The sequence below is a fragment of the Stenotrophomonas sp. HITSZ_GD genome, assembly GCF_029543105.1.
Taxonomy (GTDB): domain Bacteria; phylum Pseudomonadota; class Gammaproteobacteria; order Xanthomonadales; family Xanthomonadaceae; genus Stenotrophomonas_A.
Map to the genome: position 1 here is coordinate 61538 of NZ_JARQXB010000011.1, position 16321 is coordinate 77858.

Genomic DNA, 16321 nt, shown 5'->3' on the forward strand with positions numbered 1-16321 from the left:
GTCAATCCGTGGCGGACAACCACACTGCCACCGGGCTACGTGCAAGCAGCGTCGAGAGCGCGACGCGGCGGCCGCGCTGCACGACATCGCGCTGTTCCAGCACGTCGCGATAACGCCCCGGCGCGCACGGCAATGCCGCCTGCCCCCAGGTGCGCGGCGGCAGTGCCAGCCCGTGCGCGGCCTCATCCGCACCCAGGCGCGCGACGGCCACCAGCAACTGGCGCTCGCCGTCGTCGCGCAGGAACGCCAGGACGCGTTCGCCCGCGCCGGACAGCGGCTGGTAGCGGCCGCGGGCGAACAGGTCGGGATATTCGGCGCGCACGCGCAGCAGCCGTGCGATCAGCTGCGCTTTCACCGCTCCATCGGCCCAGTCGTGCAGCAACGTCGGCCAGTCGCGCGGATCGTCGAGCCAGCGCTGGCGCTGCGGGTAGTCCACCGGGCGCCGGTTGTCCGGGTCCACCAGCGAAAGATCCCAGCCCTCGGTGCCCTGGTAGAGATCGGGCACGCCGGGCACGGTCAGGCGCAGGCAGGCCTGGGCCAGGCCGTTGCGTGCGCCGGGCACGGCGATGCGGCGTGCCGCGCGGCACAGCGCGCGGCGCAGCGGCAGGCCGGCGCGCGAGCACAGCGTGGCGTCGATGAAGGCCTGCACGCGGTCCTCGTAATCGGCCTGCGGATCGAGCCAGCTGCTACGCAGCTTGGCCTCGCGCAACGCCTTGCACTGCCACTGCCACAGGCGCGTGGCGTAATCGCGCAGGCCATCGTGATCGTCCACGCCCAGTGCCAGCGGCCACGCGCCGACGATCATCTGCCACAGCATCGCCGCGTCGCCCGGGTCGGGCATCGCGGCCGGCAGGTCGCCGGCGATCGCGTCGAAGCCGCGCACCTGCTCGCGCCACCATGTCGGCCATTCGGACAGCACCGCCAGCCGCGCGCGCACGTCCTCGCCGCGCTTGTGGTCGTGGGTGGCGGTGGCGAGCAGCGCGCGCGGATAGCTGCGCGCACGCTGGCGGCAGGTCTCGTGGAACTGCGCGGTGGTCAGCGCGAAATGATCCGGCTCGCTGCCCACCTCGTTGCGCGAGAGCAGCACGCCGTGGCGGTAGAAGGCGGTGTCTTCCACCGCCTTGGCGTTGAGCGGCGCGGAGAGTTGCTCGAAGCGGCGGCGCAGGATGCGGCGCAAGGCCACCTGGCTGCGGCCGGCATCGCGGTCTTCGCCCAGCCAGCGCGCCAGCGCTTCCAGCGCCGCCACGCTGGCCTGCGGCTGGCCTACCCGCGCACGCGCCAACGCGCCGGCGAGGTGGGCCCGGCCGGCCGCATCCAGCCCGTCGGCGCCGGCGTAGCTGCGGTACACTGGGTACTCGCGCAACAGGCAGGCCAGCGCGCGCGCCAGCATCTGCGGGCTGAACTCGCGCGTGGCCGGGTCCAGCCGTGCCAAGGCCATCTGCGCGCGCACCGTGCGGATGAACTCCGCCTGCAGCGGCCCGCGCAGGATCTCCTCGCGTGCCTGCCGCTGTTCCTGGCCAAAATCGCCACTGCGCCCGCTCTCGGCACGCCACAGCTGGCGCAGCGGTGTGCGCCCGCCGCGCGCGTGCAGCACGCCGCTCACCTGGTCCATGAAGTCGTAGCCGGTGGTGCCGTCGCAGGCCCAATCCGGCGGCAGGGTCTCGCCCGGCGCCAGGATCTTCTCCACGTACAAGGCCAGCGCGCCCGGAGCCAGGCCACGGCGGCGCCCGGCCTGGTCCAGCCGCGCGCGCAGCTTGCGCAGGTAGCCGGCCGGATCGGCCAGGCCGTCGATGTGGTCGATCCGCACGCCATCCACATGCCCTTCGGCCACCAGCCGCAGCGGCAACGCATGCACGGCGTCGAACACCGCCGGCAGTTCCACCCGCAACCCCGCCAGCGAGGTGATGTCGAAGAAGCGGCGGTAATTGATCATGTCGTTGCCCACGCGCCACCACGCGAGTCGATAAGGCTGGCGATCGATCAGCCGCTGCAGGCGCGGATCGCCTTCGCGCGCCTGCGCATTGAGTTCGGCCACCCAGGCGCGCAGCGCCGCCGGCGAGAGCGATGGCAAGGTCTGCGGGCGCAGCGGATAAGGCTGGTCGTGATGGCGCAGCTGCACCTGCCCTTCCGGGTCGAACTCCAGCTGCAGCAATCCCTCGGCCACGGCCTGCGCGCATGGCCGGTCGAGCACCGGCAACCACAGCTGGCCGTCATGTCCGGGCGCGCGCCAGTCGATATCGAACCAGCCGGCGTGGCGACTGCGCCGGCCGTGGCGCAGCACGTCCCACCACCAGGCGTTGCCGGGATGGGTGGCGAGGTGGTTGGGCACCAGATCCAGGATCAGGCCGATGCCCAGCGCGCGGGCGCGATGCGAGAGCGCGAGGAATGCGTCCTCGCCGCCGAGCTCGGGATTGATGCGGGTCGGGTCGATGCCGTCGTAGCCATGGGGGGAGCCGGGCACGGCGGTGGCGATCGGCGACAGGTACAGGTGGCTCACGCCGAGCGCGGCGAAGTACGGCAGCTGCGCGGTGGCGGCGTGCAGGTCGAAGCCCGCATGCAGCTGCAGGCGCACCGTGGCGCGTGGCGCGATCATGCCAGCGGCTCCGTGCGGGCGCCGTGGCGCGCATCGGCAAAGGCCAGCAGCGACTGCTGCAACGGCTCCACCGGCAACGGCTGCGGCAGGCGCCGGCGCCAGTTCGGATGCGTGGCGACGGTGCCGGGCAGGTTCGGTTGCTCGCCCAGCGCGAGGGCATCCTCGGCCGGCAGCAGCGCGAGTGCGCCGGGCGCGCGGGCGGTGTAACGCAGGGCATCCAGCCAGGGATCGCCTTCGGCCACGCCTTCGCTGCCACAGGCCGCACGCAGCTGCACCACCGCCGCCCGGCGCGCCGTGCGCTCCTGGCGCAGCTGCGCCGGCGTGCCCAGGCCCAGGCGTTCGCGCCAATCCAGGTCGCGCGCGGCGCGCCAGCCGCACAGCGTCGGCAGGTCGTGCGTGCTGGAAGTCGCCACGGCGTCCCGGCGCCAGCGGCCCGGCGGCAGGAAGCGGCCGTCCTCGTCGCGGGAGAACAGCAGCACGTCGGTGCCGAGTACGCCGCGCGAAGCAAGATCCTCGCGCAGGCCGGGCGGTACCACGCCCAGATCTTCGCCGATGACGATGGCGCGGTGCCGCCACGATTCCAGCGCCAGCAGGTTGAGCAGGTCGTGCAGCGGATAGCGCAGGTAGCCGCCTTCGCCGGGCGCGGCACCTGCCGGCACCAGCCACAGGCGCAACAGGCCCAGGATGTGGTCGATGCGCAGGCCGCCGCGGTCGCGCAGTACCGCGCGCAGCAACTGCACGAACGGCGCATAGCCCGTCTCGCGCAGGCCGCGCGGCGAATAGCTCGCGATGCCCCAGACCTGCCCGTCGGGATTGAACGCGTCCGGCGGCGCGCCGAGCACCAGCCCGTGCAGCGCGGCCTGCGGCCACGCGACGGCCTCCGCGCCGGCGGGGTCGAACCCGACGGCGAGGTCGGCGATCAGGCCGATGCCCATGCCGCGCTCACGCGCTTCGCGCTGCAGGCCCGACCAGCTGCGCTGCGCCAGCCACTGCGCGAACAGGTGCAGGCCGGGATCGTCGTCGCCATGGTCGCGCGCAGCGAAGCGCGCGTAGTCGGCCAACGCGGTGCCGCCCTCCTCGCGGAAGCGCAGGAAATCGGCGTGCAAGCCATCGTCCGTGCCATCGAAACGGTCGTGCAACGTGCGCAGCCACTGCCACTTGGCCGCGCCGCTGGCGTTCCAATCGATCAACGGCTGCGCCTGCAGCTGCGCGAAGCGCTCACGCAGCGATGGCAGGGCCATCAACGCGGCGCTGGCGCCGGGCCCCAGTACATGGGTCGGCGCGGCTTGCAGCGGATCGAGGAACCGCCGGTCGCTCGGCGAATACGGGCTGTACACACCGCCATGGCGCGCGCGCGGCGCATGCAGCGGGCTGAGCGCCAGTGCGTCGGCACCGGCGTGGGCCACCAGGCGCAGCCACTCCGAGGCGCCGGCGGCGTCGCCGATGCCGGCGTCGTCCTCGCTGCCCGCCGAGTACACCTGCAGCGCCAGGCCCCAGGCGTGCGGGTCGGAGGTGCGGCAGGCATCGGCCACGCTCCAGCAACGCTGCGGCGCGACCGCGACGGCGAGCCGGTCGCCGCCCCACGACAACTGCCAGTAGCCCGGCTCGGCCGGCGCCTGCACGCGCGTGTCCGCATCGACGCGCGCGGCCAGCCGCCGGCCGTCCTCGTCCTGCCACTCGCAGGCGGTGCCGGGCGCGGCGGGCAGCACGAGCCATTCGCCGATGCGCGCCGTGCGCAGCGGCGCATGCGCCGGCTGTGCGGCGAGCGCGCGCAGGCTGTCGCGGCACTGGCGCTCGTCATCGGCGCGCAGGCCCAGGCCGGCCAACAGCGCGCGCAAGGTATCGGGCTCGACCACGCGCGGCTGCCCGGCCACGTCCACCCAATCCACCAACAGGCCGCAGGCGTCGGCCAGTGCATGCAGCGGCGAGGTACTCATGCCAACGCCTCGCGCCAGGCGATGAAGCTGTCGACCGGCAACATCGGCCGCCCGGTATCCACGTGCTCGGCCAGCAACAGGCACTGCGCGCCGGCCGGCATCGGCACCGCGGCCGGGCCGAAGTTGAAGGCCACGTGCCACTGGCCGTGGGGCAACTGCCAGCCGGCGGCGAGCGCGCCCGGCCCCAGCCGGCGAACCGGCAGCGCGCGCGCCTGCTGCAGGCCCGGCACCAGCCAGCGGCGCCGCAGGGCCATCAATTGCGTGAACCACCCGGTCCACCGCGCGCCCTCCCCGTGGGCGGCCTCCTCGATGGGGGCCTGCGAGGCGGTGAACGTGCTGGCGGCGTTGGGATCGGGAATGCGCGCGCGTGCCTGCGCGTCGGCGAACGCGGCGAAGTGCGCGAACTCGCGGCGCCGGCCCTCGCGCACCGCCTCGTCCAGGGGAGGCGCGAAATCGGTGAAGAACAGGAAGGGTTGGCGGGCGCCCCAAGGCTCGCCCATGAAGAACAGCGGAATCATCGGCGTCAACGCGGTGAGTGCCAGCGCGGCCCGCAGCCGCGGCGCCGGCAACAGCGTACTCAGTCGCTCGCCCATGGCGCGGTTGCCGATCTGGTCGTGGTTCTGGGCGAACACCACGAAGTGGTCCGGCGACAATGTGCCGGACGGTTCGCCACGCGCGTGGCCGGCCGCGGTGGCCTCGCCCTGGAAGGCAAAGCCTTCGCCCAGCACGCGCGCCAGGTGGGCGAGCGGGTCGTCGGCGAAGGCACCGTAATACCCTTCGGTTTCGCCGGTGAGCAGCACGTGCAGCGCGTTGTGGAAGTCGTCGTTCCACTGCGCGGTGTAGCCGCGCGCAAGCAGCGAGGCCTGGTTGCGCTCGTTTTCCAGCACCAGGTGGACGTGCCGCCCGGCCGGCAGCGCATCGGCGATGGCGTCGCGCAGCTGGTCGAGGAACTCGGTGGGCACGATGGCGTGCACCGCGTCCAGGCGCAGCCCGTCGAAGCGGTATTCGCGCAGCCACATCAGCGCGTTGTCGATAAAGTAGCGCTGCACGGCGGGCTGGCGGAAGTCGATGGCCGCCCCCCAGGGGGTGGGCGCGTCCTCGCGGAAGAAGCCCGGCGCATAGGCATGCAGGTAATTGCCGTCCGGCCCGAAGTGGTTGTACACCACGTCCAGCAGCACCATCAGGCCCTGCGCGTGCGCGGCATCCACCAGCGCCTTGAGCGCGCGCGGTTCGCCGTAGGCGGCGGCGGGCGCATACGGCAGCACGCCGTCGTAGCCCCAGTTGCGCGTGCCGGCGAACTGCGCCACGGGCATGAGCTCCAGCGCGGTGATGCCCATCGCCGCCAGCGCGGGCAACTGCGCCTGCACGCCGGCGTAGCCGCCGCACGCACCCACGTGCACTTCGTACAGCACCGCCTCGGGCCACGGCCTGCCCATCCACGCGGGGTGTTGCCAGTCGTAATCGGCGAACAGCACGGCGCTGGGGCCATGCACGCCGTCGGGCTGCCAGCGCGAGGCGGGATCGGGCACCGGCTCGCCGTCGTCGACGCGGAAGCGATAGCGCGTTCCTTCGGCCACCGCCAGTTCGACGAAGAAGCTGCCGCCGGCCTCGGCGTGCATCGTCACGTCCACGCCCTCCAACACCAGCGCCACGTCCCGCGCGTGCGGCGCCCACAGCCGGAAACCGGTGTGACCTGCCCGCGTGGCCCAGGCGCCTAGCGGACCGGGCGGCGGGACCGGCGCGGGCGGCGCGCTCATGACGCGGCCTGCAGGTACAGCGTGGCCAGCGGCGGCAGGGTCAGGCAGAGCGATTGCGCGTGCCCGTGCATGGGCTCGGCGCTGGCCAGCAAGCCGCCGGCATTGCCGATGTCGCCGCCGCCGTAGTGGCGGCTGTCGGTGTTGAGCACCTCGCGCCACAACCCGGCGCGCGGCACGCCCACCCGGTAGCCATGGCGCACGACCGGCGTGAAGTTGCTCACCGCCAGGATCGGCGGGGCACCTTGCGGGTCGTGGCGGACGAAGGCGAACACGCTGTTCTGCACATCGTCGCCCACGCTCCAGTCGAAGCCTTCCGGGCCATGGTCGCCCCGCCACAGCGCCGGCTGCGCGCGCAGCTGCGCGTTGAGGTCGCCGAGCAGATGGGCCAGCCCGGCATGTTCGGGTGTGCGCGCACGCGCCCAGTCCAGCGCGCTGTCGTGATCCCATTCGCCCGGCTGGCCGAATTCGCCGCCCATGAAGAGCAGCTTCGCGCCCGGGTGGGCCCACATGAAGGCGAAATAGGCCCGCAGGTTCGCGCGGCGCTGCCAGTCGTCGCCCGGCATGCGCGCCAGCAGCGAGCCCTTGCCGTGTACGACCTCGTCATGCGAAAGCGGCAGCACGAAGCGCTCGGAGAACGCGTAGACCAGGCCGAAGGTCATCTGGCCATGGTGGTGCGCGCGATGGATCGGGTCGCGTTTGAGGTACTCCAGCGTGTCGTGCATCCAGCCCATGTTCCACTTGTGGGTGAAACCGAGCCCGCCATGCGCCACCGGCGCGGTGACGCCCGGCCACGCGGTGGATTCCTCGGCGATCATCAGCACGTCCGGGAAGCGTGCATCCACTTCGGCATTGAGCCGGCGCAGGAAGGCGATGGCCTCCAGGTTCTCGCGGCCGCCATGGGCGTTGGGAATCCACTCGCCGGCCTGGCGGCTGTAATCGCGGTAGAGCATCGAGGCGACCGCGTCCACGCGCAGGCCGTCGATGTGGAAGCGCTCGATCCACTCCAGTGCGCTGCCGATCAGGTAGCCGGCCACTTCGCGCCGGCCATAGTTGTAGATGAGCGTGTTCCAGTCGCGATGGAAGCCTTCGCGCGGGTCGGCATGCTCGTACAGCGCGGTGCCATCGAAGCGCTGCAGGCCGTGCTCGTCGCCGGGGAAATGCGCGCTGACCCAGTCGAGGATCACGCCGATCCCGGCACGATGGCAGCTGTCCACGAAGCGCGCGAAAGCGTGCGGGTCGCCGTGCCGTGCGGTGGGTGCGTACATGCCCAGCGGCTGGTAGCCCCACGAGCCGCCGAACGGATACTCGGTGACCGGAAGCAGTTCGATATGGGTGAAACCGAGGCCGCGCACATAGGGAATCAGCTCGGCGGCGAGCGCATCCCAGTCCAGCAATTCGCCGTGTTCGTCGCGACGCCACGATGCGGCATGCAGCTCGTAGATGGACAGCGGCGCCGGCGCGGTCGCCACGCCCCGCCGCTGCATCCAGTCCTGGTCTTGCCAGGCGAACGCCGCCGCCGGCGGCACGCGCGAGGCGGTGGCCGGCGGCAGCTCGGCCCAGCGGGCGAGCGGATCGGCCTTGTGCGGCAGGCGCGTGCCGTCGGCCGCGGTGATCTCGTACTTGTAGCGCTCCCCGGCCTGCAGGCGGGGGATGAAGATCTCCCACACACCCGCGGTATGGCGCAGGCGCATCGGATGGCGGCGGCCGTCCCAGCCGTTGAAGTCGCCCACCACGGCTACGCGCGTCGCGTTGGGCGCCCACACCGCGAAACGCACGCCCGGTACGTCGCCGCAGCGCACGTGGTGCGCGCCCAAGGCGCCGCGCGCGGCCTCGCCGTCGCCTTCATGCAGGCGATGCAGCACGTCTTCGTCCAACTGGGGGCCAAAGGCATAGGCGTCGCCGATCTCTTCCTGGCCCAACGGCCAATCGACGCGCAGCTGGTAGCCCGTGTTCGACGGCAGGTCGCCTTCGAACACGCCCTCGCCCACCGGACGCATCGAGGCCAGCGGCTTGCCTTGCAGGTCGATCAGGGTGACTGCGCGCGCGCCGGGCAGCAGCGCGCGCACGCGCTGGCGCCCGTCGGGCAGCCGATGCGGCCCCAGCCACGCGAACGCGTCGCCCGGCTCGCCGCGCGCCAGCGACATCAGCGCGGCGCAGGCCTCCGGGGTTTCGGCTGCGTGGTATTCAGAGGTGTCGGCCGCGGCGGCCTCGCTACGCTCCCCAGCGCGTTCGTTCATGGCAACTCCAGCGCGGTGCGCTGGTAGAGCGCGAGGTATTCGTTGCCGGCCACGTCCCAGCCGCTCGGCCGCAGCATCGCCGCGCGGCGCATCGCCGCCAGCAGCCCCGGCAGGCGGAAGGTGCGGAACACGCGCTGCAGGCAGCGGCGCAGCGCATCGGCACTGGCGCCCTGGAACAGGAAGCCGGTGACGCCGTCATCCACCGTGTCGATCAGCCCGCCGGTGGCATGCGCGACCGGCAGGCAACCGAAGCGCTGGGCGTACATCTGGCTCAGGCCGCACGGCTCGAAGCGCGAGGGCATGAGCAGGAAGTCGGCGCCGGCGAACATCGCCCGTGCCAGCGCCTCGTCGAAGCCGATGTAGGCGCCGACATGGCCGGGATAGCGCCGCGCCAGCTCGGCCACCTGCTGCTCGATCTGCGGCTCGCCACCGCCGATCACCACGATCTGCCCACCGGCGGCGACGATCTGCGGCGCCACCTCGCAGGTCAGGTCCAGGCCCTTCTGGTGCACCAGGCGCGAGACCACCGCGAACAGCGGGCCACGGCTCGGCGGCAGCCCGAAGGCGCGGCGCACGTGCGCGGCGTTCTCCTCGCGGCCCTGCCACTGGGTGACGCTGAAGCGCGCCGGCAGGTGGGCGTCGGTACGCGGATCCCAGCTGGCGTCGATGCCGTTGACGATGCCGCTGAGCGCGCCGAGCGAGGCGCGCTCGGCCAGCAGTTCGTCTAGGCCGCAGCCATCGTCCGGCGCGACGATCTGGTTGGCGTAGCTATGGCTGACCGTGTTCACCTGGCGCGCGTTGACGATGCCGGCACGCAGGAACGAGAGCTGCCCGTGGAACGCCAGCTCGCCGGTATGCGCGGCGGGCACGCCGAGCGAGGGCGCCAGCGCTTCGGGGAACACGCCCTGGTAGGCCAGGTTGTGGATGGTCAGCAGGCACGGCGTCTTGCCGCCGCGCCAGCGCACGTAGGCGGCCGCCAGCGCGCAGGGCCAGTCGTTGAGGTGCAGCAACTGCGGGCGCCAGTCCAGGCCGGCGCGGCCGGCGGCGATTTCCGCCGCGGCCGAGGACAGGGTGGCGAAGCGCAGCGCGTTGTCCGGCCACTCGTGGCCGTCGGCGTCCACGTAGGGCGTGCCGTCGCGTTCGAACAGCGCCGGGCACAGCAGCACGTACACCGGCAGGCCATCGGCCTGTTCGATGCGGCCGATGTCGCAGGCCGGCAGGCTGGCGTGGGAGGGAATCCGCCCGACCACCTCGATCGCCCCGGCGCGGTCCAGCACGTCGCGATAGCCCGGGATGAGCACGCGCACGTCGTAGCGGCGCCGCAGCGCGCGCGGCAGCGCGGCCGCCACGTCGCCCAGGCCGCCGGCCTTCACGAAGTCGGCCATCTCCGGCACCACGAACAGCGCGCTGTCGCGCACCGGCGCGATGTCGTGCTGCCATTCGTGGTGGCGGGTGAAGCGGCCGCGCGCATCGCGGTAGCGCGGTGCGCGCGTGCGCACCAGCGGCATCTGCCCGGGCGACGGCGGGGGGACATCGCGCGGCGGCGCGATGGGTGCATCCAGCGAGAGCAAGGCGGTCATCACTACATCCGTCAGTGGGGGGGGAGGACGGAAAAACAGGAAAAGAGACACCCATCGCCCCAAGCCAGCTGGGCGATGTCGAAGCAGGGAAATCGAGCCGTGGCGCTCGCGAGTCCTCCACGAGCGCCTGGAGTGATACTCGGCAAGCGGCGATAAAAAGCACGTGAAGCGCGCGCGTTGTTTTGATGACGAAACGTGCTGTGCTCATCGCGTGCGCGCATTCATTTCCCCTTTGCGGTGCAAACGCCCCGAAATGCGGTGGGTCATGCGATGAACCATTCAAGCCCGCGCGCGCCGCGCCGATAACCCGGCATCGAAGCCTCCGGCGCCACGCCTCCATGTCCGACCCCCGCGACCCGCCCTCTCCTCGCCTCGGCGCGCTGCGCCGCTGGTGGCCGCGCGGCGGCGGAGACGCGACCGTGGCGCCCGCGCCGGGTACCGCCCTCGACGGCGAGTGGCTGCCGGGCGCGGCGCCTCCACCGCAGGATCGCGCCGCCGCCACGGCTGCCCTGCAGCGCCTGTTCGCCCCCGCCCGCCAGCCGCCGGCCTTGCTGTGGGCGTTCGCCGAGGGCATGTGCACCCTGCACGGCGAGTTGGCCGACATGGGCGCGCGCCTGCGCAACGCCTACGAGGCAGGCGACTGGGAGGCCTATGGGCGCGCCCTGCGCCAGCTGATCGACAAATACATCCGCACGGTGGACGTGGAGCTGCTGGGCGACGGGCGCAGCGAGGCCGAGCAATGGCGCGACCTGCTGCGGCAGGCGCTGGGCAACGCGCTGGCCACCGCGTTGCAGCGCGACCGCCTGCTCAGCGAGGAATCGCAAACCCTCGGCAACGACCTGCGCGCGTGGCGGCCGGGCCAGCCGGTCACCGGCTTCGAGCACCGGTTGCGCGAGTTGAGCCACCAGATCGGCCTGCGCGCGGAGGACGCGCACGAGCAGCAGAACCTGCTGCTGGGCCTGTTCGACCTGTTGCTGGAAAACGTGGGCGAGCTGCTGGACGACCGCAGCTGGCTGCAGGGGCAGATCGGGGCCATCCGCCAGCTGATCGCCGGCCCGTTGGACAAGAACACGCTCGAACAGGCGCGCGGCAGCCTGCGCGAGGTGATGTACAAGCAAGGCCTGCTCAAGCAGGGCATCGCCGAATCCAAGGACGCGATGCGCGGCATGATGGTGTCCTTCGTCGACCGCCTGGACGGCATGGCCGCCAGCACCGGCGAGTACCACGACCGCGTGGCCGGCTACTCCCAGGCCATTGCCCGCGCGCGCAGCATTTCCGAGCTGGGCCGGCTGTTGCAGGACATCCTGGCCGATACCGCCGGCGTGCAGGCGCAGGCGCTGCGCGCGCGCGACGAGCTGGTGGAGGCCAAGCAGCAGGTGGACGAGGCCGAACAGCGCATCCACGCGCTGGAGCAGGAACTGCGCGACATGTCCGACCTCGTGCGCGAGGACCAATTGACCGGCGCGCTGAACCGGCGCGGGTTCGAGGAACTGTTCGCGCGCGAGCAGTCGCGCACGCAGCGCGGCGGGCAGCCGCTGTGCGTGGCGTTGATCGACCTGGACGACTTCCGCCTGCTCAACCAGACCCACGGCCACGCCGGCGGCGACGCGGCGCTGCGCCACCTGGTGGTCACCGCGCGCACCGTGCTGCGCGCCAGCGATGCCATCGCGCGTTTCGGCGGCGAGGAATTCGTGCTGCTGCTGCCGGACGCCACCGCCTTCGAGGCGCACGCGGCGGTGGTGCGGCTGCAACGCGCGCTGGCCCAGCGCGCCCTGCTGCACGAAAGCCTGCGCGTGTTCGTGACCTTCAGCGCGGGCGTGGCCGTATGCCAGCCGGGCGAGAGCGCCGAATCGGTGGTCAGGCGCGCCGATCGCGCGATGTACGCGGCCAAGCAGGCAGGCAAGAACCGCGTGATCGACGCCGAGTAGTTTCCCCGAGCCGCGACGTCAGCCGCGGCCGGCAAGCCTCGCTTCACCTCACCGCGCCGGCCCCACCTCGCCGGTCAGGCCAAACACCTGCGTGGCGCCTTGCCCGGCCGTGTACGGCTGCCACGCCGGCAAGCCCTCACCGTTCGGGTTGCCGCCACGCACGAAGTTCAACAGGTAGCCGCTCGCCTTGGACGAAAGCGCCAGGTCGCCGGGCTTGGTATCGCCGCCGTAGCGCACGCCCACGGTGCCGAAGAAATAAGGAATCTCGCTGGCATGCGCGGCGCCCTTCGGGTGCACCGCACGGGTGGCCTGGGCCACATAGGCGAACTGGTAATGCCAGGTCGGAAGGCCCGCGCGCGCGAAGACGTCCGCCGTGTGCCTGGCGCCGGCCACCATGTAGCCGTCCGGCCCGCCGATGTCGTCGGCCGTGGCGCCCACCACCAGCGGCACGCGGTTGTACTTGCCCTCGCGATAGGCCGTGGCCAGGTCGGCGACCACCTGGCCGTCCGCCACGGGGAAGACATAGGTGCCGGCTTCACCCAGGCTGCGGTCCAGCGTGGTGAGGTTGAGATCGCCCAGCACGGCCTCGGCCGGCAGCGCGCGCAGCTTGGCCAGCGCCTGGGCGTCCTCGCCCTCGATGCCCTGCGCCTGCGCGAAGCGCACGCCGGCGCGCGTGGCATCGGCCAGCGTGCCGCGCCCATCCGGCTCGCCGCCGGACTGGATCACCGCCTTCTGGAACAGGCCCTGCGCGAGCGGCGAGGTCAACAACGCATGCACCGACATGCCGCCCGCGCTCTCGCCCATCACGGTGACGTTGCGCGGATCGCCGCCGAACGCGGCGATGTTGCGCTTCACCCATTCCAGTGCGGCCACCTGGTCGAGGATGCCGTAGTTCACCGTGCGGCCGCCGTCGGCGTTCGCCTTCGCCAGTGCCGGATGCGCGAAGGTGCCGAAGCGCCCGAGGCGGTAGTTGAAGCTGAAGACCAGCACGCCCTGGCGCGCGAGCGCCGCGCCGGCGTAGCTCGGCGGCGAACCGCCGCCGTTGACGAAACCGCCGCCGTGGACCCATACCAGCACCGGCAGCGGGCCTTGCGCCTGCGCCGGGCGCCACACGTTGGCGTAGAGGCAATCCTCGGAAGGGTCGGTGGTCAACGGCGCGTCGTCGGTGGCGAACGGGCGCTGCATGCAATCCGGGCCGTAGGCGCGGGCCGGGCGCACGCCGTTCCAGCGCGGTACCGGTTGCGGCGCGCGCCAGCGCAACGCGCCCACCGGCGCAGCGGCATAGGGAATGCCCTTGAATACCAGCAGTCCTTCGGTGGCGTGGCCTTGAACGCGGCCACCGTCCACCGTCACCTGCGTGGCATCGGCGGCCTGCGCCGGGGATGCCGCCATGCCAATCCACAGCGCCAGCGCGCCCAGGGTGATGCGGGTCATGCGGTTCTCCTTGGTTATCCGGTTCAGTGCGCCGCGGGGGCGCCGCGCAGCTTCTGCCAGGCGGTGACCACGCCCAGCACCAGCGCGCCGGCGATCACGCCGACCACCATGTTGCCGAGCGTGGACACCAGCGTGGCGCCCCAGCCGGTCTGCGGCCCCAGGCCGACGACGAAGTGGTGCAGCGCCGGCACGTTGTGCACGAGGATGCCGCCACCGACGAGGAACATCGCCAGCGTGCCGACCACCGAGAGCGTCTTCATCAGCCACGGCGCCGCGCGCAGGATGCCGCGGCCGATCGCCGCCAGCCCCGCGCCCTTGCGGCTCAGCCACAGGCCGAGGTCGTCGAGCTTGACGATGCCGCCCACCAGCCCGTACACGCCGGCGGTCATCGCCAGCGCGATGGCGATCAGCACCAGGATCTGCTGGCCGAACGGCCGCCCGCTCACCACGCCCAGCGAGAGCACGATGATCTCGGCCGAGAGGATGAAATCGGTACGGATCGCGCCCCTGATCTTGTCCTTCTCCATCGCCACCACGTCCACCGAGGCATCGGCCAGCTTCTGCAGCCGCTCGGCATGCTGCTGCTCGGGCTCTTCCTCGCGATGCAGCCATTTGTGGGCGAGTTTCTCCACGCCCTCGAAGCACAGGTAGCCGCCGCCGATCATCATCAGCGGCACCACCAGCGGGATCGGGTAGCCGCGCGCGCGCAGCCACCCCTCCAGCGCGCTGATGGCCAGCGCCGCGGGCACCAGGATCGCCTTGTTGACCAGCGAGCCCTTCGCCACCGCCCACACCACCGGCAGCTCGCGCTCGGCGCGCACGCCGGTCACCTGCTGGGCGTTGAGCGCCAGGTCGTCGCCCAGGACGCCGGCGGTCTTCTTCGCCGCGACCTTGGTGAGGATGGACACGTCGTCCAGCAGCGTGGCGATGTCGTCGAGCAGGGTGAACAGGCTGGCGCCGGCCATGGGGATTCCATTCGGAGAGGTCGAGCCCGATTCTCGCCGATCGCGGCCACGGCGGGGAACGGCGGATTCACCGCGCGACGACCGGCCCCTGCGGACACTGGCGCCATCCGATGCGGAGAACCGCCTTGTCCGGCCACAGCGACACCCTGCCCGTCCCCTCGCCCGGCGCCCCGTCCGCCACGCCGACCGCCCCGCCCACGCGCACGGGCGACCCGGCGCTGGTCGGCGGCATGAGCCGCCGCACGCAAATCCTGCGCCTGCTGCTGCGCTACCGGAACTCCGGCGTGTTCTCCGGCCTCAACCTCGACCCGGCGGTGCAGGCCGACGTGGCCGCCGAGAGCAATCCCGAGCAGTTCGTGCGCGACCTCGAAGCGCTCGGGCCGACCTTCGTCAAGCTCGGGCAGATGCTGTCCACCCGGCCGGACCTGGTGCCGCCGGAGTTCGCCAGCGCGCTGGAGCGCATGCAGGAGCAGGTGGCGCCGATTCCGGTGGCGCGCGTGTGCGAGATCTTCGAGGAAGAGATCGGCGTATCGGTCAGCAAGGCTTTTTCAAGCTTCGAGGAAACGCCGCTGGGCTGCGCATCGCTGGCGCAGGTGCATCGCGCCACGCTGCGCGACGGGCGCGAGGTGGCGGTGAAGGTGCAAAAGCCGGAGGTTGCCGCCCAGGTACGCTCGGACCTGGACGTGCTGCGCAGCTTCGCCAACGCCGCCGATCGCCTCACCGGCCTGGGCCGCCGAGTCCGCTTTGCCGATTGGCTCAACGAGTTCGCCAAGACCCTGATCGCCGAACTCAACTACGAGGCCGAGGCGGAGAACCTGGTGCGCTTCGGCCAGCACCTGGCCCCGTTCCCGGAACTGTGGATACCGCAGCCGGTGTGGGACTTCACCGGCCGCCGCGTGCTGACCATGGAACTGGCGCGCGGCGTGCGCGTGGACGCGATCCCGCCGGTGCGGCGTACCGAGCAGGACATGGCCCCGGTGGCCAGTGCGCTGATCCGCGGCTACCTGGACCAGATCTTCGTGCACGGCGAAATCCATGCCGATCCGCACCCGGGCAACCTGCGCGTCACCGACGATTGCCGCCTGGCGATCTTCGACCTGGGCATGGTGGCGCACGTGCCGCCGCGCCTGCGCGAGCGCCTGCTCAAACTGCTGTTCGCGGCGGTGGATGGCCGCGGCGAGGAGGTGGCCGACGAGACCATCGCCTTGAGCACGCGCCTGGAGGACTACGACGAGGAGCGCTATCTGCGCGAGGTGGGGCAGATGATCGCCCGCTATGCCGCGCACGACACCACCACCGAAGGCCAGGTGGTGCTGGAGTTGGTGCGCATCGCCACCGCGACCGGCTTGCGCACGCCGCCGGAACTGAGCCTGCTCGGCAAGACGCTGCTCAACCTGGAATCGGTATGCCGCACGCTCTCGCCGGCGCTGGATATCCGCCGGGTGGTCGAGCAGCACCTGCAGAGCGTGATGCGCGCGCGGCTGCGCAAGTCGCTGTCGGCCGCCAACCTCGCCAGCGAGGCGATGGAAGTGCAGACGCTGCTGCGCGAGAGCCCGCGCCGCCTGTCCGACATCCTTTCGCTGCTGGCCGAGAACCGGATGCAGATGAAGGTGACCGGGCTGGAGGAGTCGCACCTGATGGAGAATCTGCAGAAGATCGCCAACCGGGTCGCCGCGGGCATCGTCACCGCCGCGCTGATCCTGGCGTCCTCGCAGATGATGCGCATCGACACGCCGTTCAAGCTGTGGGGCTACCCGGCCATCGCGCTGGTCCTGTTCCTGCTGGCGGTTTTCCTCGGGCTGGGTATCGTGGCCAGCGCGGTGCTGTTCGACCGCCGCGCACGGGCACGCGAGGAGCGCGGGCACCGCTAGCGTCACTTCATCCAGGAGG

9 protein-coding genes are annotated in these 16321 nt (G+C 71.9%); 2 read left to right on the plus strand and 7 right to left on the minus strand.

Annotated features, from left to right (window positions below; translation table 11 throughout):
* Position 1: 1 nt before the first annotated feature.
* From treY to glgA, 5 genes are read right to left on the minus strand one after another with little or no spacing between them, the layout of a single operon-like run.
* Positions 2-2593: a malto-oligosyltrehalose synthase gene (gene treY, locus P6166_RS12020; RefSeq protein ID WP_277764698.1), complete on the minus strand. Its 2592-nt coding sequence runs from the start codon at positions 2591-2593 to the stop codon at positions 2-4.
* Positions 2590-4530 carry a 4-alpha-glucanotransferase gene (locus P6166_RS12025; protein WP_277764699.1) on the minus strand — a complete coding sequence of 647 codons (1941 nt, stop codon included), beginning with the start codon at positions 4528-4530 and terminating at the stop codon, positions 2590-2592. Before P6166_RS12025 ends, treY begins: the two co-directional genes overlap by 4 nt.
* Positions 4527-6287 carry a malto-oligosyltrehalose trehalohydrolase gene (gene treZ / locus P6166_RS12030; RefSeq protein WP_345781874.1) on the minus strand — a complete coding sequence of 587 codons (1761 nt, stop codon included), beginning with the start codon at positions 6285-6287 and terminating at the stop codon, positions 4527-4529. Before treZ ends, P6166_RS12025 begins: the two co-directional genes overlap by 4 nt.
* Positions 6284-8524: a 1,4-alpha-glucan branching enzyme gene (locus P6166_RS12035; RefSeq protein WP_277764700.1), complete on the minus strand. Its 2241-nt coding sequence runs from the start codon at positions 8522-8524 to the stop codon at positions 6284-6286. Before P6166_RS12035 ends, treZ begins: the two co-directional genes overlap by 4 nt.
* A complete protein-coding gene (gene glgA / locus P6166_RS12040; protein WP_277764782.1) occupies positions 8521-10032 on the minus strand; it encodes a glycogen synthase GlgA in 1512 nt (503 codons plus the stop codon). Before glgA ends, P6166_RS12035 begins: the two co-directional genes overlap by 4 nt.
* 410 nt (positions 10033-10442) lie before the next feature.
* Between glgA and P6166_RS12045 the strand changes: the two genes are divergently transcribed.
* The gene (locus P6166_RS12045; RefSeq protein WP_277764701.1) at positions 10443-12032 is read left to right on the plus strand and encodes a diguanylate cyclase; all 1590 of its coding nucleotides are present in this window, start codon (positions 10443-10445) and stop codon (positions 12030-12032) included.
* Between the two features lie 48 nt (positions 12033-12080).
* On the opposite strand, the gene P6166_RS12050 is transcribed toward P6166_RS12045, so the two are convergent.
* Both P6166_RS12050 and P6166_RS12055 read right to left on the minus strand, forming a co-directional pair.
* The gene (locus tag P6166_RS12050) at positions 12081-13466 is read right to left on the minus strand and encodes a carboxylesterase family protein (protein WP_277764702.1); all 1386 of its coding nucleotides are present in this window, start codon (positions 13464-13466) and stop codon (positions 12081-12083) included.
* A gap of 23 nt (positions 13467-13489) precedes the next feature.
* The gene (locus tag P6166_RS12055; protein ID WP_277764703.1) at positions 13490-14431 is read right to left on the minus strand and encodes a DUF808 domain-containing protein; all 942 of its coding nucleotides are present in this window, start codon (positions 14429-14431) and stop codon (positions 13490-13492) included.
* 146 nt (positions 14432-14577) lie between these two features.
* On the opposite strand from P6166_RS12055, the gene P6166_RS12060 reads away from it, so the two are divergent.
* Positions 14578-16302, plus strand: a complete 1725-nt coding sequence (locus tag P6166_RS12060; RefSeq protein ID WP_345781875.1) for an AarF/UbiB family protein — start codon at positions 14578-14580, stop codon at positions 16300-16302.
* Positions 16303-16321: the final 19 nt, after the last annotated feature.

Coding starts and splice junctions, on each gene's coding strand:
- treY (WP_277764698.1), bottom strand. CDS start 2,593: ATGATCGCGCCACGCGCCACGGTGCGCCTGCAGCTGCATGCGGGCTTC.
- P6166_RS12025 (WP_277764699.1), bottom strand. CDS start 4,530: ATGAGTACCTCGCCGCTGCATGCACTGGCCGACGCCTGCGGCCTGTTG.
- treZ (WP_345781874.1), bottom strand. CDS start 6,287: ATGAGCGCGCCGCCCGCGCCGGTCCCGCCGCCCGGTCCGCTAGGCGCC.
- P6166_RS12035 (WP_277764700.1), bottom strand. CDS start 8,524: ATGAACGAACGCGCTGGGGAGCGTAGCGAGGCCGCCGCGGCCGACACC.
- glgA (WP_277764782.1), bottom strand. CDS start 10,032: ATGCCGCTGGTGCGCACGCGCGCACCGCGCTACCGCGATGCGCGCGGC.
- P6166_RS12045 (WP_277764701.1), top strand. CDS start 10,443: ATGTCCGACCCCCGCGACCCGCCCTCTCCTCGCCTCGGCGCGCTGCGC.
- P6166_RS12050 (WP_277764702.1), bottom strand. CDS start 13,466: ATGACCCGCATCACCCTGGGCGCGCTGGCGCTGTGGATTGGCATGGCG.
- P6166_RS12055 (WP_277764703.1), bottom strand. CDS start 14,431: ATGGCCGGCGCCAGCCTGTTCACCCTGCTCGACGACATCGCCACGCTG.